The sequence below is a fragment of the Armatimonadota bacterium genome (assembly GCA_013314775.1).
Lineage (GTDB): Bacteria > Armatimonadota > Zipacnadia > Zipacnadales > JABUFB01 > JABUFB01.
Genome location: JABUFB010000001.1, coordinates 162,779 through 185,170 on the forward strand (window position 1 = coordinate 162,779; position 22,392 = coordinate 185,170).

Genomic DNA, 22,392 nt, shown 5'->3' on the forward strand with positions numbered 1-22,392 from the left:
GTGTCGGGTCTCGATGAAAGTTATGATCGCGTCGGTGGAACTGGCCCCCTTCGCCTGGACAGGGGGGCTGGGTGATGTAACGGCGGGACTTGCCCGCGCACTTGAGAAGCTTGGCGTTGAAGTCCGGGTTATCATGCCGAAGCACCGGGGCGCCGCTGAGCGCGGGACTGAGGTACACCGCGCGGTGGACTACTGTCCGGTGCACATGCCCTGGTGGGTGACAGGCTGCGCCATCGACGAGACCCGCCTGCCCCATTCCGACGTGCCGGTCTACATGGTGGAGCATCACCAGTATTTCGACCGCGAGGGCGTCTTCGGCCCCCCGGGGGGAGACAGCTTCGGCGACAACCTGGAGCGTTTCGTCTTCTTCTGTCGGGCGATCCTGGCCGGCTTCCCCGGCCTGCGATGGACCCCCGATGTCGTCCACCTCAACGACTGGCACACCTCGTTGCTGGCTCTGTACCAGCGCATGTGGTCACTCAATCTACGTACGGTGTACACGGCGCACCAGTTGGGGATCACATACCACGGGCTGTTCCCGACCACACTGCAGACCCTTGCGGGGATTGACCTCGGGAGACCGGAAGTCCGCAAGTTCGTGCAGGACGGGCAGATTGACCTGGCCCGCGCCGGACTGGCGCTTGCGGACATGGCCAATACTGTGAGCGAGCGATACGCGTGGGAGATCGCTCAGCCGTGGGCTGAGGAGGGTGTGCGGGACCTGATCGAGGAGATGGGCGACCGGTTCCGGGGCATTCTCAACGGTGTAGACTACGCGGTCTGGGACCCGGTCGTCGATGGGACCATCGCAAAGCAATTTGGCCCCCATGACCTGTCAGGCAAGGCGGAGTGCAAGGCCTATCTGCAGCGCATCGCCGGACTGCCCCAGGACCCGACAATGCCTCTGGTGGGGATGGTCAGCCGGCTGGATGCCCTCAAGGGGTTCGATATCGTGATCCCGGTGCTGCACGACTGGCGCGAGGCGCAGTTCGTCTTCCTGGGCACCGGCGACCACCGTTACGCAGGCGCGATCGGCCACGCCGCGGCCACGCGCGAAGATGTTGCGGCATTCATCCAGTTCGACGACCTACTCGCACGGCATATCTACGCGGGCGCGGATATGTTGCTGATGCCCTCGCGCCGCGAGCCCTGCGGGACCAGCCAGATGATCGCGCTGAAATACGGGACCATCCCCATCGTGCATGCCACGGGCGGACTCGCGGATACAGTCAGTGAGGACCCGGAGAACCAGAACGGTTTCACATTTCAGCGGTATTCCGTGGAAGACCTCAGGTGGGCGCTAAGCCGCGCCGTCGAGCGCTACCGGGATCCTGCTGCGTGGGAGCAGCTTGTGAGAAGGGCGATGGCCTGCGACTTCTCATGGGAGCGTTCGGCGAGGAAGTACCTGGAGATGTACGAGGCGGCGATGAATCTGTAGCGAGCCACGGTGAGGAGCAGTGATGAACAACAGACCGCCCCCGGCCTTGGCAGTGGGGGCGGTCTTCTCGTCAATGGCGGCCCTGGCAAGGGACCGACAGCTCAATTCAGGTTGTAGGCGGACTCGTCCTGAGACAGATAGCCCAGGTTCGGATCGTGGCTGGAGGGCAGGAACTTCTGGGTGGCGGCCTTCGCATGGCCGTCACAGTAGGCAACATTGGCCGCGCCGTTGTGGCGGAAGTGCACTGTCGGGCCCGGGTCCCAGGCCATGTAAGGATGAGCCGGCGAGTGGAGCAGGTTGTTGCCATAAAGCTCGTTGGTCCAGGTGGACCAGATAGCGCTGTCGCAGACAAGTACCGTCTTGCTGGGCTGGTTGATGGCGGCCAGTGATGCTGGTGTTCCGCCGATTGCTGGGCTGCAGCCCACGTAGCTGACATTGTACGCATAGCCCGAATACGGACGGTCGGAGGAGATACCCTTGATCGACGGGCATTGAGCGATCTGATCGTTCTTCGTATAGGGCGTGATGAGGCCCGGGCCGATGATGTTGCCCGACCAGTCAACCTTGGTGTCCCAGTAGGTCTGCCAGTCAGGATAGACGGCCATGGGCATGGTCTCGTCGTAGTCCTGGGCATACATGAGGAAAGCGAGGGCAAGTTGCTTGCAGTTTGACAGACAACTTGCCTGTCGCGCTTTCTCCCGCGCCCGGGCGAACACCGGGAAGAGGATCGCGGCGAGGATCGCGATAATTGCGATGACGACCAGAAGTTCGATGAGCGTGAAACCCTGGCGGCGCTGCATGGCTTCTGTCTCCCTGTGCCGGGCATGGCAGCCCGGGTGATGGCCCAACAAAAAACCGCGACTCGGAGGAGTCGCGGCGAGAATCGTTCTTCGGATACGAAAAACGCCCACCCTCTCCCCTCGAGAGGATGCAGCAAATTGCTTGCGGGCCGTCTCCTGGCTTCCGGCTTAGCCTACTCCCCGCGCCTTCCCACCCTTCTGAAGAGGGCAGTGGCATCGTGCGGGTTTCGCATCCGGTTACAGTTGCGGGGCAGCGACGGTCTTTCACCGTCTTCCGAGCGCCTGTGACTCAAAAACCACAGGCCTGTACCACGCAAGCAAGATGTATTTGATTGTGGCGGCACCATACCACATCAGCAGCAGGCGGGGCAACCCCCTTTTTCAGCCCCCCACATCACACAAAACGTAAGGTCCCTCCGGGATCACGGCGATGGTTGCCTCCGGACCGAGACGCTCCAGTGCGAGGCGAACGCCCTCCTCCACTGACGAAACGGGCTCCACAAACAAGCGCGCCTGGGTAGCTCGGTCGATGCAGGTGCAGAAGTTGAGCACACTGCAGCGGCGGAGTGTCTTCTCGAGAACGTGGGCCTGCCACTGGTCAATGGTGCTCTCGTTGGTCTCAAGGACCCGGCGCATGTGTGCATGCAGGTCGTCGAGGTTGAGCATGAGGGCGGTGAACTCCGGACCGCCGATCCCTTCCCTGTTCTCTTGCGCAATCACGATGCAGCCGCCCTCGCGCACAATGGGCGCCGCGCCCACCATGCCCTTGGCGCCCTGGTAGAAGGTGAGGTCCAGCGGGTATCCGGCAGCACTGGTGACCACGATGTCCACCGGCGCGGGGATGGTCACCCGCGTCTGCTGGATGGCGCGCTCCACGGCGGCGAGATGTGCGGCGCGCATGTCTCCCGCAAACAGACCCGTGATTCGGCGCTGCTCATCCAGTACACAGTTGACGATGAAATCCGCGCCGCCCGCAAGGTCCGCCACCTCCAGCGCCTGCTCGTGGACGCGATTGCCCGTGAGGTTTCCCTGCCGCGCCTCATCGGGTTCCAGCATGCGGGGGCTGTGCCAGGCCATGATTGTTTCAGCGGCGCAGATGCCGGGGCAAATGGCCTTGCGCCCACCGGAGAAGCCCGCCATGAGATGGGGCTCCACCAGGCCGGTGAGAATCTTCAGTTCGGCGTCCACATAACGCTGATCCACCAGCGCCGGGATACCCAGCGATGTTGTTCCGACAGACACGTGAGAGGCGGCATCGCGCGCCTCGTGGTTCACCACGGCAATGCCTCTAAGCAGGGCCTCGCCCAGGCCCATAGCCTGGAACTCATCGAGCGTGTTGCCACGGTGCAGCCCCGTGGCGACCAGGACGGTGATCTGGTTGGGCTGCAGGCCGGAAGCGTCGAGGCAGTCCAGGATGGGCGGCAGGAGAATATCGTTGGGCACCGGGCGGGTGATGTCGGACACCACGATGCAGGCCGACTGCTTCCCGCTTGCGATCTCAGCCAGCGGCGGAGACTGGATCGGCTCTGCCAGGGCATGCGCGCACGCTTCTAGCGGGGCGGAAAGCGGCGGCAGGTCATTCATGCGGAGAATGTGGCGCACATTGGCGTCGGGCAGGTCCACCTCCAGCCCGGCCTTGCCGAAACGCAGGTTGATCTTCATGGCGTGAGCGCTCTCCTTTGCCCTTGCGGTTCAGGGACGATGGGGCTATGGTACCACAAGCCGCCGGGATCGGAGACGCCGAGAGACCTAGAGAGAGGCTGATGAGACTGACGATGCGTCGCATATCGCTGCTCTTGTGCGCACTTGTCCTCATTGCCGGCTGCCCGAAACGGGAGCCGACCGTAGAAACATCCCCGCCTCCAGCGGGCCGGCACCCGCAGGATGTCGCGGCGCCGATGCCGGAGACGTCGGCCCCGGAAGAGGCCCGGGCAGAGCAGCCCGTAAAGCCGAGCGCGCCCAGAACTGCCCGGGCCGAAGCCCCGCGGGCACGATGGGCGATTCCTGAGGGCCCGCTGGATGACGAGAAGTTCGTTGTCATGTCTGCCAAGTATGCGGCGGCCGTGGAATCCCTTGACGAGGACGCGCGCAGCGAGGAGAACATGCGGCTGGTGCTGCGTGAGGTACTAAAGGAAGCCAACGTCACCGAGGAGGAGTACAGCGCGTATGCCGAAGAGGCCGCGAAGGACCCCGAGCGCGCCGAGCGACTGACGAAGCAGATCGAGTATGCCATGAAGTCGCGCGGGTTCGGCAAACTCCGCGGCCAGGTAACGAAACAGCGGCCGCAGTAGGAATGGTGTAATCAACCGCCGATCTCCACTCGGCAGCCGGTCTTCCAGGACTCGTACGCCGCGCAGCAGGTGGCTACGGCGGCGCGGGATTCGGCGAGGGTGACGTCAGTCTCGGCGCCGGTCAGGATGCAGTCCACGAATTCGCTGACCAGTTCGCGGATGGCGAACCGGGCCACTCCCGGCGCATTGCGGACGCGGATGGGCCGGTAGTCTCCGCCCTGCAGTAGAAGCAAAGGCAGTTCATCCTCCGGGTCATCGCGGATGAGCAAGGAGCCCTCCGTTCCCAGCAGTCGGCGCTCCTCACTCCAGCGGTCGCCGATAGCCACGTATGTCACGACGACGGAACACAGCACCCCGCTCTCCATCTCCAGGGCGACTATGCTGGTGTCATCCGCCTTGTTCTCGGGCTCTACGAGCAAACGCGTGCCGGTCATGGTCACGGCCTTCGCGGGGCCGAAGAAGTGCTGGAGCATGTAGACCGCGTGGTAGCCGGTGTCGAACATCGCGCCTCCGCCGGCCTTCTCCCAGTCACCTTTCCAGTTCTCCGGATCATTCATGCGGGCGAACTCGTTGCCGATGACGGTAACCATCCCCATCAGCGGCTTGCCGATAGCCCCATCATCCAGCAGCTGCTTCGCCTTTACATGTGCCGGAAAACGGCGCATGCACAGGGCGCATAGGAGCCTGCGGCCGGACTCCTCTGCGGCCGCGATCATCGCGTCGCACTCCTGCACCGACATGGCCAGGGGCTTTTCGATGATCACATCTTTGCCTGCGCGCAAGGCATCCACAGCCTGGGTAACGTGGAGATAATGGGGCGTGCAGATGTCGATGATGCGGATGGAATCGTCTTCGAGGAGCGCACGGTAGTCGTCGTACTGCTCGCGGATGATTCCGAACTCAGCCATGAGTCCGGCCCGGGCCTGTTCCGATGGGTCGGCGACGGCGACTCTGTCCACGCCGGTGTGCCGCACGAAGGCAGCAAGGTGAGGGCGGGTGATCCCACCCGCGCCGATAAGCCCGACTTTGACGCCCAACGATACCGCCTCCCGGGAGCACTAATGCTCCAGGCTGAATTCCGCCGCCCTGACCTCGCCGATGACCTGGTTCCGGCAGTTCCGCAGCGGCGTCGTCACGAAACACTCCAGGGCCGCGCGGGTGTTGTCGTCGCAGGCGCCCAGGAGTTCCAGTATCCGTAATACTGCGCAGGCCTGTCCTCGTGCGCTGCCGTCCACGGTGCGCATGGCCGCGCCGATGCCCAGGTCCGTGAGCCCCAACACGAACAACCCCTCCGCGCCGCCCTTGGCGACAATGCGCCCCTGGTAAGCCTCGAGGAGCGCGCTGTTGAAGGCGCCGCTGCCGCTGATCATCACAGGCTCGGCGGCCATGGCGGCAATGATCCTGGCGGCCGCGGGCTGCAGATCCCCGGGCAGCGCTGCGGGAGTGGCCAGACGCGCGAAAGCGGTAGCCATCGACTGAAGGCTCATGCCGTGAATGGGAGCCGAGCAGCCGTCCACGCCCAGGATAATATCGCGGGGGAGAATGCCGGACAGCAGGCTCATGTTCTTCAGGATCAGCTGTTGGACGGGGCTGTCCGGCTCGAGGTACGTCGCGATGTCGGCGCCAAGCGCCAGCGTGGATGCGAGCATTCCGGTGTGCTTGCCGGAACAGTTGTTGTGGGCGGGCGAGGGGTCCTGGCCCTCGCGCACCAGGCGAGCGCTCTCGGCCGGATCGCCGGGCATATGAGTGCCGCACTGAAGGGCTGACTCGCCCAGCCCCATCTTCGCCAGCATTCCGCGCACCGTGGCCAGGTGTTCGGCCGAGCCATGGTGGGATGCACAGCAGATTGCCAGCTCTTTCGCGGTGAAGGCGAAGCGGTCGGCGGCGCCCGTCTGCACCACGGCAAGAGCCTGGATGGGCTTGGCGGAGGACCTCCAGAAGACAGTGCGGGAAGGGTCGCCGACCCTTCCCATAAGTGTTCCGGATGCATCGCACACCGCGATGTCCCCGTAGTGGATGCACTCGATCAACCCGCTACGGGTCACGTGAATCAGCGGTTCCATGTCTCGCCTCTCATAGGTCGGCCCGCGGTGGCTCAAGTGCTACTCAGTCTGCGGAGCCGGCGCACCCTCGTCGGGAGCGGTCGCGGGCTCTCCGGTCTCCTCGTCCGCCGTGATAGGAGGCACGAGAACCGCGGTGTTGTTCACTGGATCCCAGCGGACCCCGAAGCCCAGCTTTTCAGACATCGCGCGCACCGGGATCATCAGAATGTTGTTGGCGATGGCGGTTGGCTGCGCGAGAAGCGTGAGTTGCTGGTTGATATAAAAGTAGCTGTGCCCCAGGGGGATCACGAGCCAGCGTCCGTCAGGCATGACCGCTATTGCGCTGCGGTAGGTAGCGTTATAGTTGAGTGAGGCGCCGAGAGCCGGGAAATAGTCCCTGGCGGCGATATAGAGAACCCCATTGAGCACCAGCGGCTGGACCGTCAATTCGATGGGCAATTCGCCGCACTCGAGACAGACTTCGGCTGAGGGCAAGAATCCCTGTGGCCGGAAGGGGATGACGAACACCGGCTCTTCCACCGGCTCCTCCTGCCACCAGTCATCCCAATAGCGGCCCTCGCCGAGCGTCTGGACGTCGGAACTGAGCGGCCTGTCATCCAGGCGCGGCCGTCCCCACCAGTAAGACCTCTCATTGCGCACCCGGTCGCTGCCAAGGCCCTCGTTCTTTCGGTCTCGCAGCGTCGCCCGGTCATCCAGACGGGAGCGGCCATCCCAGTAGACCGGGTCGTTGCGCAGCCGGCCACTTCCGAGGCCATCCTTCTTGCGGTCTCTCAGGGTCGGGCGGTCATCAAGGCGCGGGCGATCGCCAAAGACTGCCTGCGCGTGACTGGCCGAGGCCAAAGCAAGCAGGACTCCGGCGGCAACCAGAAGCCGTGTGGCTTTCATCGTGTTCACACTCCCAATGCCGCTCAGGTCAGCGGCGAATCTCCACCGACGATGTGCAGGTCGAGCCCCGGATTCATCCAGGCTTGGTCTGCTCTTGCAAGGAACCGTGAGACGCCCCCACCTGGTTCCCCAGCGCCGAATAACAGCGCGCCCTGGACCGGTTCCCCACGGCAATCGGTTATGATCCGGTGCGGCTCAGGCGGCGTCGCCGCCGCCCGAATGAGAAGACCAGGACACCCAGGAACATGACCAGTCCGATGAAAATGGCGATATTGGCGAAGGGCTCGCCGGGCAGAGCTTTCGGGCCTGTGGCATAGTAAACCAGCCCCGAACCCAGGGCGCAGAAGCCCAACAGGGCGGCGCTCCAGATGTAGATCCACTGAAACGCCGACGCCACGGCCTCGAGATCGAAGCCGCCGCTGTCCCGCATCTTCCTGGCGTCTACCCCGTCCTCAAGCCGGGTCTCGAAATGCTCGGCGAGATCGGACATGATCCGATCGAGTTCACCCTCGAGTTCGCCTTGCCTGACCATGCTGATGAAGAAAGGTGAGAAGACCTGGGGGTAGCGGCTGAAAGCGGTGGCCAGGGTGCGGCCCATCTCCACGTCGCTGCGAACCTTATCCAGGATCTCGCGCATAAGCGCGGAACCTGTCTGCTCGCGAAGGGCCTCGAAGATATCCAGGATGTTCACCTGGGCGTGCATGAGGCTGGCGAACTGGCGGCAGAACGCGGCCATGTCGGCGTTGCTCACCTGGCTATCGGCTGTGGGCACTGCGGACACCCCCTGAGGCGGGAAGAAGATCGCCGAAAAGTTGCAGCGACGGACAGTTCGTCGGGGATGTGGCTGCTTCCTTCAGGGCCGGAGCCGTCATCCGGGCAGGAGCCGCTCGCGCAGGGCATTGAGCGCCGCCTGGGTCTCGCGGTGACCGGGGTTCACCGCGAGTTCCAGCTCCATCTCGGCCATGGCATTGGGGAGCTCATTGCGCTTGAGGTAAATGACAGCGAGATTATAATGCGCGCCGGCCTGTGTTGGGTTGATGTCGAGCGCCTTCAGGAGAGCGCTCTCGGCCTTGTCGAGATGCCCCAGGGCGTTTTCGGCAGCCGCGAGGTTCAAGTACGCGCGCGCCTCGGAAGGCTTCAGTTCAATGACGCGCTGAAACTGTTCGATAGCTTTGGTATGCCGTCCCGCCATGTGGTACACGAGGCCGAGATTGTGCAGGGCGGGTATGTGGGTCGGGTCTGCCTCAATGACTTCGCGCAGCAGGCGCGCGGCTTCCTCGTGATTGCCGCGCCGCATTGCTCGCATGCCGGCACGGTACTTTGCGGGAGTCGAACGGGGTTCGCGCTTCCTGAAAAGCCGCATGGCAGACCCCTTCCGTGGCGGTTTGCCGAAGTATAGCAGAGCGCGAATTGCGGGGTCAAACAACGGGGGAGCAGGGGGAGCAGGGGACCAGCATCGGTCCTGAGGGATGCGTGTCGGCCTCCCATGTCGCTCCGCGGCCTTTGGGGCAAGGGCTGAGGGTGAAGGCCACGCGGAAGGCGAATGCCCCCCAGCGCACACACATCTCTCAGACCCGATGCGCATACGTGAGGACAGCCCAAGGCCCACAGCCCCGCGCCTCGCGTGGCAGTCTACTTGGTCCTCGTCCGGAGGACGGACGGCCCAAGGCCCACAGCCCCGTGCTTCAGCGCGGGGCCTCCCCCGGCGGCCGGCCTTTCGCCTCACAGCCCGCGGAGTGGAGCGAAGCGGAACGGAACCTGTGGAATCGGCTGGAACGTGCCCGGCGGGCAGGTACAGCTCCGTCTCCCGCCGAAACAGCCCACGTTGCCACAGCTTGCCCTCGGAGGGGCGTCCATGATCCGTCTCGCCGCCGTCACCCTCGCGCTGACTGCCGCGCTTGCCGCCAGTGCTGACACAGAAGGCCCGGCAATGCCCCGGAATCTCCTGGCTAATCCCACCTTTGAGTTCCACGCATTCGGCCCGCACCGCACCGGGCGCGCTGATGGCTACACGTCGCGCAATGTCGCATTCTGGAATACCGAAGCCTGGGGCGACATCACGGTCATCCGCGAATCCCACGCGCCGGAGGAAATTCGCCCCGGTTTCTCCGCCGGTAATCTCGTGTCGATCCAACCAGGCAAGCGATTCTGGCAGTTCTTCACCTTGCCCGAAGCCGGTCTCGCACACGGGGAGTCCCTGAGTCTGCTGGCCTACGGCAATCAGCCCGCGCCGGGGGCACTCAAGGCGAGCGTGCGGCTGATGAAACTGGACAGCGAGGACGGCACGTGGAACCCGAAGGATTTTGGGATGCCCCGCGATGAGACTTTCCCCAAGCACTCTCGGGGTGAACTGGTGGTGGCGCGCAGCCACGATGCCACCTCGGACCGGGTGGGGCCGGTGGAGCTGCGCATCGAGAACGCAATGATCGAGGGCAAGGTCACGATCGGGCCGGACTCCCACTCGGATGACATCAACACGGTGGGGATTGAGGTGCTGTTCGAGAACACCTCGGCGGATAAGCCGGTGTGGGTCTGGTTCCCGACGCTTTGCGTGGGGCAGACTGCACAGGCGCGACTGCTGCCCGGGCGTGAGATGAGGCCTTACTACCGGGGCATTCCGCGGACGATCCAGAAGCTGTGGAAGGGCGAGCCCTTGCACATCATCCTGATGGGATCCAGCATCGACCGGGGCAGCGCCAACCCGCCCATGTACTTGTATGACGAAGACCCAAACTCGCCCACCTTCAAGCAGCCGAAAGCCGAGGGTGCTTTCAACGCGGAGCTCGTGGGCCGACCGGAGTTGGACGGCTACATCGGCTGGTGGCAGCACTACTTCAGCTACGCCGGGCGGCTGCGCCTCGAACTGATGCGTAAGTTCGATCTGCCTGTGAACAAGCTTCTCCTCAACATCATGGCCTGCGACGGATCGTGCGTGGGCGAGGCGCACTCAGGGCTTGCGGACTATTGCTCTCTATCGATCCCGCCCGACGAGAACATGAACGGACACAAGAGGGGCAAGACGTGGCAGGAGCTCTACCCTGACCTGTTTGCACGGCCCGAGGGCCCCCGGCCGGACCTGGTGATCTTCGGCAGCGGCGCCAACGAGAAGACCGACACCCCGGATGAGGTGGCGGTGTTCGAGGGCGCGATCCGGTGGATCCAGCGGCATTATCCGGACACCGAGTTCCTCTTCTGCATGTTCCAGAACTATGGGACCTACACGCCGAACACCGCAGACCTGATGGCTCTGAGCATGCGCTACCAGATTCCGTTCCTTGACTACGGCAAGGTGTCTGACGACCTGGTGCGCTGGTGCAACCGTTACGCACTGGTTCCGAAGGACGGGCATCCCCAGGCGGCGGCGCATTATCTGTGGTTCAAGCAACTGGAAAAGGCCTTCGAGTGCTGGGACCCGATCGAAGCCGGGCAGGCTCAACTGCAACTTCCCGCGCGCGTGCACCCGAACACGTACGGGTGGGAAGGGGACATGATCACTTTCGGGCCGGAGAGCCCGCGCCTCCGGGGAAACATGTTCGTGTTCGAAGACACCGCCATCAACTGCTGGGGCAGTGTCAATGGTGACCCGGTGCCTTACGTCGACGGCGAGAAACAAGCCTCGCGGCGCAGTTCGCCCAACCGCGATGTGCGCAACTCCCTATTCCGCTACGGCCGCGCAAGGCTGGGCGACCGGCATATCCTGGAACTCGTCGGTCCCGAAGCAAGACTGACATACGTGGATGCAAAGGTCTGCCCGGGACGCCGGTTCTTCCCCGTGGACCACCCGCTATGGGACTTGCAGGGCCGCCAGATTGAGCCCTTCGCATCCCAGTGGGGAGCGCCATGCGGAGACCGACAGGCTGTGCTCTCCGAAGGGCAGGCGGTGGAGATCGATGTGGTGGCTACGGACCTGTCTGTGGCCTGGGTGGATGCGCCGGATGGCGGCACGATGCGGGTGCTTGTGGATGGAGCGGAGAAGGCAGTCATCGAGGCGAACCAGCCGTATATGGACACGACCGGTGTCGCCCATTATCTCGAAAACCGCCGCGGCATACTGAATCTGCCCTACGGTCTGCACCGGGTGCGGGTGGAAGTGACCGCCGGAACGGTTCCGCTGCTGGGGCTGTTCGCGTATGATTCCAGGCCGAACCTGTCCAATGAGCGCCGCGTGCGGGGCATCGCGACGGCCGGAGAGACTGTGCGGTTCACGAGGCCATTCAAAGCGCGTCCTCTGGTGCTGTGTGACGGAGGACTGGTAGTCGAGACCGAGGATTCCGGCCCGGATTTCGTCACTTTCAGTGGAGAGGGTACCGGCGCTTTCGAGGCGGTGGGGGAGTAGGGGAGGGCGGCCTGCCCCCTTTGCGCCCTCTTCTTCGCGGTGAGGCAGCTCAGAATGAGGGGGAAGGCGACGGCAAAGGCGTTTTGGTCGCGTGGGGCGGGCGTCTCGCCCCCGGCCGTCCCTCCAGATGCAAACGACCTACAACGGGGCCGGATAGGGTCCCGCCGGAACCGCTCCGCGGTGTTGTGTCCCCGAACGGCAGTGTGTTCGCGCGGGTGGGGACACATGACACGGCGCTGGGAACGGCGATCCGCCTACTCCCCTGCCAGCCGGCGCAGTTCCTCTACGGCCCCGCGGTAGCCTTCGGGATGCTTCACAAACCACGAGCCCGTGACGATCACATCCACCCCGGCGTTGATCACCAGTGGCGCGGTGCGCGAATTGATCCCGCCATCGACTGAGATCAAAGTATCCAGACCCATCCGGTCGATGGTCTGGCGCAGGAGTTCGATCTTGCGCAATGAGCCGGGTATGAACTCCTGGCCTCCCGCCCCGGGCTCAACGCTCATGACCATCACCATGTCCGCGGCAGGCAGGATAGTCTCCAGCTCGGCCAGCGGCGTGGCGGGATTGTACACGATCCCCGATTTCACACCCAGGCCGCGGATGCGCTCGAGAAGGCGTACCGGACGCGGGTCGACTTCGGCCTGGAACATGATGCTGTCCGCGCCGGCACGGGCGTAGGCCTCGATCTGCGCGTCCGGGTTGGCGATCATCAGGTGGACATCGAAAGGCGCATCAGTCACCTCGCGCAGGGACTTGATCACGATCGGACCGTAGGTGAGATTTTCAACGAAATGGCCGTCCATGCAGTCGAAGTGGACCCAGTCAGCGCCGGCGTTCACGAAGTCCACGACTTCCTGGCCGAGCTTGCGGAAGTCGGCGGCCAGGGTGGATGGAGAGATCTTGATCAAGGCAGGCTCCTCTTCGGCAGGTGAGTGGCCGGATGATCCGGCCTTTGACTCCCTTCCAGCGCGGGTGTAATGTATTGCAGCCCGAGACGGCCGGCGGCGCCGTACAGCCGGGCAAAGGGCTATTCTCCAAAGCTGCGCCAATCCCTGCCTGATGAGATGAGACCGTTGGCCGAACCAGCTATCAGAGAAAGACCCGTGGTGCGCGAGCAAACCATCGACCCCATGCTGCTGTCGGTGGCAGTGGTGTGGGGGCTGAACCCGGTGGCCAATAAATGGGTCCTGGAGGCCATGGGGCCCGCGGGGGTGCTGGCCTTTCGCTATGTGGGCTGCACGCTTGTGCTGCTTTGGGCGGCCTGGCGCATCAACGGCCGACAGGCTTTCCGTGCATCCACGCCGCCGCTGACCATGTGGATCGTCGGGGCGTTGGTGGGAGCCCAGCAGCTCATGTACATCTACGCGCTGGACTGGACCACGGCCAGCGAAGGCGCACTGCTTATCAGTGTGGCGCCCATCTGGACGGCGCTTGCGGGTGCTGCGCTGGGGATGGAGCGCATCGGCGGCGCTAACTGGCTGGGGATCTTCGCCGCGGCAGGTGGTGTGGCCCTGCTGGTGATGGGCGGCGAAAAGGCGGGTGCGGAGGCGAGCCACCCGCTCGCCGGGAATCTCCTGATGCTCCTGTCTTCGCTCCTGTATGGCGGCGGCATGGTCTACCTGAAGCGCGTCATGGATCAATATGAGCCGGTGCGGGTGATGGCCTGGGCGTTCGTGTTCGGCTCGTTCATGGTGATCCCCGCCGGGTACGGGCAACTTGTGGGCGCGGATTGGTCGCAGTTCAATGCCGCCCTGTGGGGCGCGATGCTGTACTCAGCGTTCCTGTCCGGCGGGTGGGGAATGGTGGTGTGGTATCGGACGATCGCGCGAACCACGGCGGCACGGACGGCGGTGTACCAGTATCTCGTGCCGGTGGTTGCGCTTGTGGGCGCGTGGGCGCTCCTGGGCGACCGCCTTCTGCCCCTCCAGCTGTTGGGTGCGGCAATTGTCATACCGGGGCTCATTCTGGCACGACGGCCGGCACTCGGGGACCCGTCTGATTGACCGCCATTCCGACCTGTGCTATAGTCAACCTGCGCGAATATACGTTCGCATAGGCGTTCAACTGAGGACCTGAACCAGCAACCGATGGATTTCTGGCAGGCGATCATCGATACACTCCGTCACGTCAACATCATTGACGTGATAGACATAACCCTCATCGCCTATATCCTCTACCGGATTGCGGTTGCGGTGCGCGGAACCCGCGCCGTATCGCTGATCAAGGGGATTGCGCTCGTACTGGCGGTGTTGTGGGCCAGTCAGATTCTGCCTACTTTCAATTGGATCATCCGCGGCGTACTCCCCACCGGCGTCATCGCCCTCATCGTCATTTTCCAGCCCGAGCTGCGCACGACCCTGGAGCGTCTCGGACGTGGACGCCTCTTGCAGTTTCGCCTCATGGATTCGCAGCAGACGGAGCGGGTCATCAATGAGGTGCTGGACGCCTGCGAGGACTTTTCAGCAAGGCGCATCGGTGCTCTTATCGTGATGCAACGCGATGCACAACTGATGGAGATCACTCGCACGGGGAAGACCATTGACGGGCTGGTGTCTTCCGAACTGCTAAGCACATTGTTCGCGCCACGCAGCCCCCTGCACGACGGCGCGGCCGTGATTCAGGAGAACCGGATTGTCGCTGCCGGCTGCGCACTGCCGCACTCGGAGAACCCCGGGCTGTCGGCAACAACCGGCATGCGTCACCGGGCTGCGCTTGGGCTGTCGGAACGCACCGACGCCGTCTGCGTGGTGGTCTCCGAAGAGACCGGGTACATGTCGCTTGCGGTGGAGGGCACATTGAGCCCCGGTTTGGAGCGCATCCAGATGATGGAGCGTCTGCTGTCGCTGTTTGAGTCTGACCGTCGACAGTCCAGCATTTTCTTCTGGCGCAAATGACCTCGGGACCAGCCGCGGCAGACAAGAGCTCAGCGCGTCTGCGCAGACATGACGGAGACCAGAAGCAATGTGGCGTGCGCTGTATCGGGCAATCCGGCATGAGCTCGGGCTGAAACTGCTGTCTCTCCTGGCGGCGATCGCCCTGTGGCTGCATGTGATGAACACCGAAAATCCGTACCGCGGAGCAACACTGTCCTGCGCGGTGCGGCCCTTCAACGTGCCGGACGGCCTGGAGGTCACCAAGATCCGCCCGGAGACCATCGAGGTGCGCGTGCAGGGCAGGCTCAGCGCGCTGGACCGCACCCAGTTGTCTTCTCTGCGGGCGATGGCCGACCTGTCCCACGGTAAGCCGGGCCGCAATGAGGTGAAGCTGTACGTGGCCGGTCTCCCGGACCGCATCACCATCGAATCACAGGAGCGTGACACTGCCCAGATCTGGCTGGATCATCGGGTCGCCGAGCGCTTCGAGGTGAAGCCGGTGATCGTCGGCAAACCGATGGAAGGCTCTGGGCTACTGTCTGATGTGATCGTGGATCCGGCGCGGGTTCGCATATCGGGATCATCCGAGGCGATCGAAAGCGTGGCTTCCGTGGTTGTTCGAGTGGACATAACGGGCATGTCGGCCAAACAGACGGTGACCCGTCGGGTGGAGGTGCTGGATGCCCGACAAGCCTCGGTGCGAGGGGTGACGGTGACGCCACCGCAGGTTCGGGTGGAGTTGCCGATCTATCGGGTCACAACGAAGGAAGTGCCCGTTCGGGCGCGCATTGGTGCTCCCATGGCGGGCTACACCTTGTCCGATGTACGCACCAGTCCTGACACGGTGACCCTGAAGGGCCCGCCGGAGGCCCTGCGGGCAATCACCGAGATCACGACTGAGTGGCAGAGCATCCGGGACCTGCGGACAACGAAAGCGTATAGGGCGCCTTTGGTCATTCCGAGCGGTGTGTGGCCGCTGGATGACGTCCGCAGCGTACTGGTGCGAGTGTCCGTCCGACCTGTTGCGCCGACGACTCGTCAGGTGCCGTCGGACGAGGACGGACAGACCAAGCCCGATGACCTGAAGGCAGGCGAACCGCGCGCGCCTCAGGCGACTGAGCCTGAGGAGGATCAGCCCGCTCCCGTCATCGACAGGCCTGGTGTGCGGAAGCCCGACACGCCGTCGCAGGATGAGACAGCGACGGAACGCACTTGGAACCGCACTCGCTCCGGTCCCGGTGATCTGACCGAGACAGGAGGTGACCGGCCCCAGAAAGGACAGTAGCACAGACCGCACCACGCGGGCCTGCGCAGTGCGCAGACCCATTCACTGCAGCTCCATTTCTCATCTGACTCCTGGATCAGGCTACCGGTCTAAGCAAAGGGGGGACTATGGTGGCCAGAACGTCGATCTCCGACGTGCTGGCCCTCCTTGGGGGGCCAGGCCTTGATGACAGTAATGATGCAGTACGCCAGCGTTACAGACAGTTCCTCTTACAGCCCAAGTGGTCTCCACAGGACATCGGCGGATGGATCAACGAATGTCTTGAACTGGGGAGCAGGGCTCGCCCCGAGTTCTACTTCGCACTGCAGGACCTTGTCGTAAGCATTGGCGTCCAGTTCGGCATGGAAGTCGAGTTCGGCTCCTACACCGGTGCAGGGGCGCAGGTGCCCTTTGATGGGCGCTGGCGGACCGCCCAGGGCCACGACATCCTGGTCGAGGTGAAGAGCTCGCCTTGGCCGATCGGCACCTGCAATCAACTGGGGAGCTATCTCGACGCCTATGCAGCCGCAACCGATCAGCGACCCAACCAGGTGTTCGGCATCTATGCCATCGGTGACGGCGATTTCTCGCCGGTGATCGACCAGATCAAGGGCGGCGAATACCGCAATCGGATCAAGGTCATTTCGTTCTGTGACCTCGTGAAGCTCTTTTCGCTGCGCAATCTCCTGGAGCAGCAGATGCCTGCCCGCAGGATACACCAGGTCATCCAGGACCTGCTGCTTCCCTTCGAGAGCGTGAACGTGGGCAGCATCCTGGAGATCATCCAGGGACTGGCTATCGCATCCTTCGGCGAGAACAGCTTGGAGGACAGTGCTGCCTGTGGCCAGTTGCCGCGTGAAGAATGGCGGCGGTCGGAGTTGTTCGATTTCCTCGACGACTGCCAGCCCAACCAGGTGGCCATGCTGCTTGCGTTGTGCTCAGCCCCGGGCTCCGGAATGTCGGCCGAGCAGGTGCTGGAGCGCATGTCGGCACTCGCGCCGGTGGTTCCAGGTCTTGCCAACGAGCAGACCTTCTCAGCCAAGACTCTCGGCGGGACGCGATCGGGGTTCTCGAAGCGCGAACAGCAATTGGGCAAGAACAGCGTGGTCGGATGCCGCAATGGGCACTACTACATCCGCGAGGAATACGCCGAGTGGGTGACGGAGTGGCTCACGCAGGCGAACCTGCTGCCCCTTGCGGTTGACCTAACGCCCGAACTCGGCGGGCTCTTTGCCGATGCTCCGGGTGCCCCGGCGTAGGCGGCGGTCAGTCGCCAAGGACCTCGCAGGCGTTGACAAGTGCCTCGTGATCCGGATCATGGCGGGCATAATTGGCCAGCGCTCTTGCCGGACTCTGGTTGGCGTAGCAGTACAGGCACCCCGCAGTGCAAAGGTCATAGGCGCCAATGTCCACCGACCGGTGACACCCGCAGCCCGGGCGGCTGGGTGCCGGAGGAACGCGCTCCGGCAGGTGAGCGCCTAGCCGGATGAGCCTGGCGGGATCGACGCAGTGCGCCTTCGCCACCGGGCCGGACAGCAAGTCCGCGTTACAGCACGCGGCAAGCGAGAAGCCGTGATCCGATGCGATGCGAGCCATTGCGAGTGCGAGATCGAGACGTTCCTGCACACCTGGCTCACGGTACTCCACGCCTGCTGCGCGGAATGTCTGCCGCTGCCGGCGGTACGGCGACATGAAGCTGAAGATACAGGCCCGTGTGGCTCCCTCAAGCTGCCGGGCGAGACGGCAAAAGCGCGCGAGGGTCTCGGCAGCCCCGATCTCCGGCGTGAGAACGATGGGGTCGAACCGCCAGACCAGTGCGTCGGTGGAGAACCGGCTCGAAAGCTCGCGGGCCTGTGCCACAGCTTCACAAGCCGCCTGAACCCGCGGCTCGAGTTGTGCCGGGTAGTCGTTGATCGTCATCTGCACGTAGAAAGGATACTGCGCTCGAATCTCATCGAGACGGGGCATCAGGGGCCCGAGGTTACGCGTCCACAGAACCATCCCGCCCACGTCTTCCGGGCGCAGGCTCACGGTCATCCACTGGCGCGTGAACGGATGTCGGTACCGGCAGAATCCCGCGGAGATTCGCCGCATGAGCCACTCTGAATACAGAGCGGGGATGTCCGTGCGCCTGCTGGCTGAGATAATCTGGCCGGGCATGCAGAGTGCCTCCGCGAACTGCGCTTGTATGCAGTCTACACCACCGGCCGCAACAATACCACGCCGGCAGGTCCGTGGACGTGGACGGCGAACCTGCCCGTATTGAGCCACGTCATCCTGAACTGAAGAGGCCCACGACTATGCCGAGTATCGTCCAGCCCGCGCGCCAGATCCCGGTTGTAGCTGACGTCGATGTGTGTGTCATTGGGGGCGGGCCGGCGGGCCTGCCGGCGGCCATCGCTGCCGCGAGGCAGGGCGCCAGCGTTGCTCTGGTTGAGATGCATGGCTTTTTCGGGGGCATGGCCACGGCGGGTTTCGTGGGGCCGATCCTCGGTCACACCGCCAGTCGCTCGAAGATACCCGTGGTGGGCGGCATCCCGCGGGAGATGTGCGAGCGGATGGCTGCCATCGGGCAGGCCGTGCCCTGGGAACAGGCTCTCGCGATGTGGGGTGTGCCCTTCAATGCCGAGGGCTACAAGATCATCGCGGACCGCATGATCCGTGAAGCCGGGGTGAAGGCGCTGCTGCACGCCTTCTTCGCCGACAGCGTGGTGGACGACAACCGCATGACCCACGCCATCATCGAGAGCAAGTCGGGCAGGCAGGCCATCAAGGCCAGGGTGTTCGTGGACGCCACCGGCGATGCCGACGTCGCTTATCGTGCCGGAGCGCAGTGCACCAAGGGAAGGCCCGCTGATGGCAGGCCAATGTCGATGGGCAGCATGTTTCACATCGGCGGTACGGGAACGCTCACAGACGAGACCCGCCAGGCTCTCGTGGCGAAGATGCGGGAAGCCGTGGCGGCGGGCGAACTGAACCTCTACAATTGCAGCCTGGGCGGACATGGCTCCAACCTCAACGAAGGGCAGGCTTCTCTGAATATCACCCGCTTTGGTGGTGACTGCTCTGAAGTTGAGGACCTCACTGCCGGGGAGTTCGCCACTCGCGAGATGGCCTGGAAGGTCGCGGAGCTGTGGCATTCGGTGCCGGGCGGGGAAGGTCTTTACATCCAGGCTACCCCGGCCCACGTGGGCACCCGGGAATCCCGGCAGCTTGTGGGCGAACACAGGATCACCGGGCAGGACGTCGTGGATGCCCGGAAGTATGATGATTCCATCGCGCGGTGCGGGTACTGGATCGACATTCACTGCCCGCTGGGGCTGGTGGAGCGAGGCAGCGTTCACCTTTGCTCGGTCAATTGCAGCCGCAAGGAATGTTATATGCTCACCGAGTACGCCGACCAGCTGCCCGATGAGCTGTACCCGCCGGACGGCGAGTGGTTCGACATCCCATACCGCACGCTGGTGCCCAAGGATCTCGACGGTTTGCTGGTGGCCGGTCGCTGCATCTCGGCAGATCACCAGGCCATGGCCGCCATGCGCGTGATGGCGCCCTGCATGGCCACCGGGCAGGCAGCGGGTACGGCGGCTGCGATGGCCGCCCTGGCGCAGATCAGGCCAAGGAGCGTGGATGTGTCTGCGCTCCGCGCGACGCTTGCCGGGACAGGAGCGCTGGTCTGATCCAGCGCGACGGTTCATCGAACAGGAGCATTTCATGGTTGCTGACACGATCAGGCACAGGGGCCTGGTGATCGTTCACACCGGAGACGGCAAGGGCAAGACTACCGCCGCCCTGGGGCTGGCCCTGCGCGCCGTCGGGCATGGGATGCGGGTGCGGATGGTTCAGTTCCTGAAAGCGCAGGACGCCGGCGAGCACAAGGTCGCCCCTCGGCTGGCGCCGGAGCTTCAGATCGATACGCTGGGCACCGGTTTCGTGGTCGGCGAATGGCAGCCCGCCGACATTGCGGCCGCTCGCGAGGCCTGGGATGTGGCCAGGCAGGCCATCGCTTCGGGCCAGTGGGATATGGTGATTCTGGACGAGATCACGTATGCCCTGAATGCCGACGCCGTGACGCAGGACGAATTGCAGACGGCGCTTTCTGAACGACCCGAACAGGTGACGGTGGTCATCACCGGGCGCGATGCTCCGGCGGCCCTGATGCTCGAAGCCGACCTGGTTACCGAGATGGTGAGCGTGAAGCACCCTTTCAGCAGGGGCATCAAGGCGCAGCGGGGGATCGAGTTTTGAGGCTCTTTCCCGACTGGCATCCGCTGGCTCCGCATCTGGCGTTGCGTGAGTACGTGCGCGAGCTGGAGCCTGAGTTCTCCCTCCTGTTCCGCGGACACGAGGCCCCGACGCAGTGGGCACAGGGTCTGCGGGCGAAGCTCCGTGACCTGGCCGGCTGGCCTGAAGAGCGTTGCGACCTGCAGGTGCGCGAACTGGACGTGACCCGATGTGAGGGGTACGCGCGGTCGCGGCTGGTCTACACGGTGGAGCCTGGGGTTGACGCGGTTGCGTGGCTCTGTGTCCCCCACGGGCTGCAGGAGCCGGTTCCGGCCGTGATCTGCGCACACCAGAGGGGGCCAGGCCGGGACGAAATCATGGGCCTGACCGGGTTCCCCGATCCCCGCCGGGGTCACGGACTCGCAGAGAGTCTTGCGCAGGCGGGATATGTGGTCCTGGCGCCCGATGCCCGATGCTTCGGCGAGCGCCTGGGCGATGAAGCAGGCCTTGCAGCGGCTGGAGCGGTTCTCGGGACCCCGCTGGCAGGTCGGCAGGCGTGGGACCTGAGCCGCGCGGTGGATGTCCTCCTGGAACGCGCCGACGTCCGGACAAGACGGCTGGGTCTGGTCGGCTTCGGGATGGGTGCCAGACACGGACTCCTCACGGCGGCCCTCGACGACAGGCTCTATTGTACCGCGCTATGCGGCGGCCTGACCACTCTGCGCGAGGTGTTGGTGGCGGGCAATTGCGTGGATGGCCTCATCGCAGCGGGGGACCTTCTCCCCGGGCTGCTGCGCTGGGCCGACCTGGACGATGTTGCGTGCCTTGTGGCTCCCCGAGCGCTGATCGTGCTGCAGCCTTTGCCTGATGTTGGGGTCCCGGAGGCCGGAGCGCGGGAGTTCGCCGAGCGGGTAGCCGCGGGTTTCGAGGTTCTCGGCGAGCAAGTGAAGCTGGAAGTCCGGTTGGAGGCCGCCGACACGCTGGACTGCCCGGCGGCGATTGCTCGGTTCTTCGACGACTGGCTGAAGCTCCCGGAACCCGAAGGGCAGCAGTAACTGTCTAACAAACCAGCCCGAGGGGGAACGCGTGTTCTTGCTCGGGCATACTCCGGCCGTGGGAAAGGATGTCGCCCGTGCGTTTCCACCGAACTGCCCTGATTCTCGCCCTCTCATCCGTGGCATTGTGCGCCTGTCTGAGCCTGAGCGGCTGCGCGGGAGGTCTCGCGGGACTGCTGCTATTAGACAAGTGGGAAGAGTGGTTCGATGATGGGAGCGAAGACCCATTGGATTACCGCGTCTTCGTGGACGGGTATGACATCGTCTCTTCAGCAACAGCCAGCGGGATTCTGGACCTGCGCGGCCTGGAGCCACGCGACTACCTGATCACCGTCTCGCGTCCACCGGAGCTGCGCCGCGGCCTTCAGGCAGTGGTCACCGTCGCGTCCAACGGCCGGGTGGACCTGCGCAACGAGAACCTGTTCGAGGGCGGGACGATCAGCGGCAAGGTGCGCCGCGATACTTCCACCGGAGCGCTTCTGCCTGGCGTGCGAGTGATTGCGATCAAAGACGGCGCCGCGCTGCTTGCAGGCGGGAGAGCACCCATCTCAATCCCGCCTCAGACCAGCGCCATCAATAACGTTGAGTACATGATCGGTTACACGAACGACAGCGGCGAATACAGGCTGGGCCCGGCGGAGTTCGGCAACTGGCTGGTGTTGGCGACGCAGGCGGGGTTCACGGCGGACGTGGCCTACACGTCGGTCCGTTCCGGAGTAAACGGCACGGCGAACCTGGTGCTGGAGACGGATGGGAGTGTGCAGACGGGGGTTGTGACGGGTTCAGTCTCCTCTGGAGCGACCCCGCTGGACAGCCCGCTGATCACCGCGTTTCTCGACGCACCGTATGTGCCGCAGATTCCTGCCGATGTGCGCAATGAGGTGCGCAACCAGTCCGGCGCTAATCTTCCCGCGGGGGACTGGTTCGAGTTCGACACGCTGACAACGATTGCCCCGGGAACCCGGAGCTACGCGCTTACACTCCCCGTGGGGACCCACAGCATCGAGGCCTTCGCGTTCCGATACATCGCCGACAGCGCGGACGCGGTGGTAACCTCAGGCGGTGCGGCCGTGCTGGACTTTGCATTGCGGCACAGGTAGGAGTAGGAGCGGTCGGCGGCTGCTGCGAGGCTCGCCAGAGACTGCAGGTAGCCGCTT

Annotated in this window: 20 protein-coding genes and 1 riboswitch; of the genes, 11 read left to right on the top strand and 9 right to left on the bottom strand. The window is 64.2% G+C overall.

What is annotated here, in order from left to right:
- Positions 1–13: 13 nt before the first annotated feature.
- Entirely contained in the window at positions 14–1,438 is a 1,425-nt protein-coding gene (locus HPY44_00625; protein NSW54488.1) for a glycogen synthase, read from the top strand.
- Between the two features lie 101 nt (positions 1,439–1,539).
- On the opposite strand, the gene HPY44_00630 is transcribed toward HPY44_00625, so the two are convergent.
- Together HPY44_00630 and larA are read right to left on the bottom strand one after the other, a co-directional pair.
- The gene (locus HPY44_00630) at positions 1,540–2,238 is read right to left on the bottom strand and encodes a DUF1559 domain-containing protein (protein ID NSW54489.1); all 699 of its coding nucleotides are present in this window, start codon (positions 2,236–2,238) and stop codon (positions 1,540–1,542) included.
- Between the two features lie 128 nt (positions 2,239–2,366).
- Positions 2,367–2,562: riboswitch (cobalamin riboswitch) on the bottom strand.
- 57 nt (positions 2,563–2,619) lie between these two features.
- Complete coding sequence (gene larA / locus HPY44_00635; protein NSW54490.1) at positions 2,620–3,900, bottom strand: nickel-dependent lactate racemase; 1,281 nt, start codon at positions 3,898–3,900, stop codon at positions 2,620–2,622.
- A gap of 101 nt (positions 3,901–4,001) precedes the next feature.
- On the opposite strand from larA, the gene HPY44_00640 reads away from it, so the two are divergent.
- Complete coding sequence (locus HPY44_00640) at positions 4,002–4,529, top strand: hypothetical protein (protein NSW54491.1); 528 nt, start codon at positions 4,002–4,004, stop codon at positions 4,527–4,529.
- 11 nt (positions 4,530–4,540) lie between these two features.
- Here HPY44_00640 and HPY44_00645 read toward each other — a convergent pair whose 3' ends face one another.
- The 5 genes from HPY44_00645 to HPY44_00665 all read right to left on the bottom strand — a co-directional run bounded on the left by HPY44_00645 (position 4,541) and on the right by HPY44_00665 (position 8,840).
- Positions 4,541–5,566 (bottom strand): Gfo/Idh/MocA family oxidoreductase, encoded by a 1,026-nt coding sequence (locus HPY44_00645; GenBank protein ID NSW54492.1) that lies wholly within the window; start codon positions 5,564–5,566, stop codon positions 4,541–4,543.
- 21 nt (positions 5,567–5,587) lie between these two features.
- Positions 5,588–6,592, bottom strand: a complete 1,005-nt coding sequence (locus tag HPY44_00650) for an asparaginase (GenBank protein NSW54493.1) — start codon at positions 6,590–6,592, stop codon at positions 5,588–5,590.
- 39 nt (positions 6,593–6,631) lie between these two features.
- Positions 6,632–7,477 (bottom strand): hypothetical protein, encoded by an 846-nt coding sequence (locus HPY44_00655; GenBank protein ID NSW54494.1) that lies wholly within the window; start codon positions 7,475–7,477, stop codon positions 6,632–6,634.
- Positions 7,478–7,655: 178 nt separating this feature from the next.
- Positions 7,656–8,249, bottom strand: coding sequence for a type II secretion system F family protein (locus HPY44_00660; GenBank protein ID NSW54495.1), 594 nt, complete (start codon positions 8,247–8,249; stop codon positions 7,656–7,658).
- Between the two features lie 96 nt (positions 8,250–8,345).
- The gene (locus HPY44_00665; GenBank protein ID NSW54496.1) at positions 8,346–8,840 is read right to left on the bottom strand and encodes a tetratricopeptide repeat protein; all 495 of its coding nucleotides are present in this window, start codon (positions 8,838–8,840) and stop codon (positions 8,346–8,348) included.
- Positions 8,841–9,332: 492 nt separating this feature from the next.
- On the opposite strand from HPY44_00665, the gene HPY44_00670 reads away from it, so the two are divergent.
- Entirely contained in the window at positions 9,333–11,813 is a 2,481-nt protein-coding gene (locus HPY44_00670) for a hypothetical protein (protein ID NSW54497.1), read from the top strand.
- A gap of 254 nt (positions 11,814–12,067) precedes the next feature.
- On the opposite strand, the gene rpe is transcribed toward HPY44_00670, so the two are convergent.
- On the bottom strand, positions 12,068–12,727 hold the full coding sequence (rpe, locus tag HPY44_00675) for a ribulose-phosphate 3-epimerase (protein NSW54498.1): 660 nt from the start codon (positions 12,725–12,727) through the stop codon (positions 12,068–12,070).
- 195 nt (positions 12,728–12,922) lie between these two features.
- On the opposite strand from rpe, the gene HPY44_00680 reads away from it, so the two are divergent.
- From HPY44_00680 to HPY44_00695, 4 genes are all read left to right on the top strand, one after another.
- Entirely contained in the window at positions 12,923–13,822 is a 900-nt protein-coding gene (locus HPY44_00680; GenBank protein ID NSW54499.1) for a DMT family transporter, read from the top strand.
- A gap of 84 nt (positions 13,823–13,906) precedes the next feature.
- Positions 13,907–14,713, top strand: coding sequence for a TIGR00159 family protein (locus HPY44_00685; GenBank protein NSW54500.1), 807 nt, complete (start codon positions 13,907–13,909; stop codon positions 14,711–14,713).
- 67 nt (positions 14,714–14,780) lie between these two features.
- Positions 14,781–15,977, top strand: a complete 1,197-nt coding sequence (locus HPY44_00690) for a hypothetical protein (GenBank protein NSW54501.1) — start codon at positions 14,781–14,783, stop codon at positions 15,975–15,977.
- Positions 15,978–16,084: 107 nt separating this feature from the next.
- Positions 16,085–17,215, top strand: coding sequence for a hypothetical protein (locus tag HPY44_00695; protein NSW54502.1), 1,131 nt, complete (start codon positions 16,085–16,087; stop codon positions 17,213–17,215).
- A gap of 7 nt (positions 17,216–17,222) precedes the next feature.
- Here the strand turns inward: HPY44_00695 and HPY44_00700 are convergent, their stop codons facing one another.
- Positions 17,223–18,116 (bottom strand): DUF1848 domain-containing protein, encoded by an 894-nt coding sequence (locus tag HPY44_00700; GenBank protein ID NSW54503.1) that lies wholly within the window; start codon positions 18,114–18,116, stop codon positions 17,223–17,225.
- Positions 18,117–18,256: 140 nt separating this feature from the next.
- On the opposite strand from HPY44_00700, the gene HPY44_00705 reads away from it, so the two are divergent.
- The 4 genes from HPY44_00705 (at position 18,257) to HPY44_00720 (ending at position 22,335) form a co-directional block, all read left to right on the top strand.
- Positions 18,257–19,636 (top strand): FAD-dependent oxidoreductase, encoded by a 1,380-nt coding sequence (locus tag HPY44_00705; protein ID NSW54504.1) that lies wholly within the window; start codon positions 18,257–18,259, stop codon positions 19,634–19,636.
- The gene (gene cobO, locus HPY44_00710; GenBank protein ID NSW54505.1) at positions 19,587–20,204 is read left to right on the top strand and encodes a cob(I)yrinic acid a,c-diamide adenosyltransferase; all 618 of its coding nucleotides are present in this window, start codon (positions 19,587–19,589) and stop codon (positions 20,202–20,204) included. Before HPY44_00705 ends, cobO begins: the two co-directional genes overlap by 50 nt.
- A complete protein-coding gene (locus HPY44_00715) occupies positions 20,201–21,235 on the top strand; it encodes a dienelactone hydrolase family protein (GenBank protein NSW54506.1) in 1,035 nt (344 codons plus the stop codon). The genes cobO and HPY44_00715 overlap by 4 nt, the downstream gene beginning before the upstream one ends.
- Before the next feature lie 77 nt (positions 21,236–21,312).
- Positions 21,313–22,335, top strand: a complete 1,023-nt coding sequence (locus HPY44_00720; GenBank protein NSW54507.1) for a hypothetical protein — start codon at positions 21,313–21,315, stop codon at positions 22,333–22,335.
- Positions 22,336–22,392 lie beyond the last annotated feature (57 nt).

Bases quoted from the DNA above. Each gene is read 5' to 3' on its own strand.
- larA (NSW54490.1), bottom strand. From the start codon at position 3,900: ATGAAGATCAACCTGCGTTTCGGCAAGGCCGGGCTGGAGGTGGACCTG.
- HPY44_00695 (NSW54502.1), top strand. From the start codon at position 16,085: ATGGTGGCCAGAACGTCGATCTCCGACGTGCTGGCCCTCCTTGGGGGG.
- HPY44_00705 (NSW54504.1), top strand. From the start codon at position 18,257: ATGCCGAGTATCGTCCAGCCCGCGCGCCAGATCCCGGTTGTAGCTGAC.
- cobO (NSW54505.1), top strand. From the start codon at position 19,587: ATGTGTCTGCGCTCCGCGCGACGCTTGCCGGGACAGGAGCGCTGGTCT.
- HPY44_00690 (NSW54501.1), top strand. From the start codon at position 14,781: ATGTGGCGTGCGCTGTATCGGGCAATCCGGCATGAGCTCGGGCTGAAA.
- HPY44_00670 (NSW54497.1), top strand. From the start codon at position 9,333: ATGATCCGTCTCGCCGCCGTCACCCTCGCGCTGACTGCCGCGCTTGCC.
- HPY44_00625 (NSW54488.1), top strand. From the start codon at position 14: ATGAAAGTTATGATCGCGTCGGTGGAACTGGCCCCCTTCGCCTGGACA.
- HPY44_00700 (NSW54503.1), bottom strand. From the start codon at position 18,116: ATGCCCGGCCAGATTATCTCAGCCAGCAGGCGCACGGACATCCCCGCT.
- HPY44_00650 (NSW54493.1), bottom strand. From the start codon at position 6,592: ATGGAACCGCTGATTCACGTGACCCGTAGCGGGTTGATCGAGTGCATC.
- HPY44_00630 (NSW54489.1), bottom strand. From the start codon at position 2,238: ATGCAGCGCCGCCAGGGTTTCACGCTCATCGAACTTCTGGTCGTCATC.
- HPY44_00665 (NSW54496.1), bottom strand. From the start codon at position 8,840: ATGCGGCTTTTCAGGAAGCGCGAACCCCGTTCGACTCCCGCAAAGTAC.
- HPY44_00655 (NSW54494.1), bottom strand. From the start codon at position 7,477: ATGAAAGCCACACGGCTTCTGGTTGCCGCCGGAGTCCTGCTTGCTTTG.
- HPY44_00685 (NSW54500.1), top strand. From the start codon at position 13,907: ATGGATTTCTGGCAGGCGATCATCGATACACTCCGTCACGTCAACATC.
- HPY44_00640 (NSW54491.1), top strand. From the start codon at position 4,002: ATGAGACTGACGATGCGTCGCATATCGCTGCTCTTGTGCGCACTTGTC.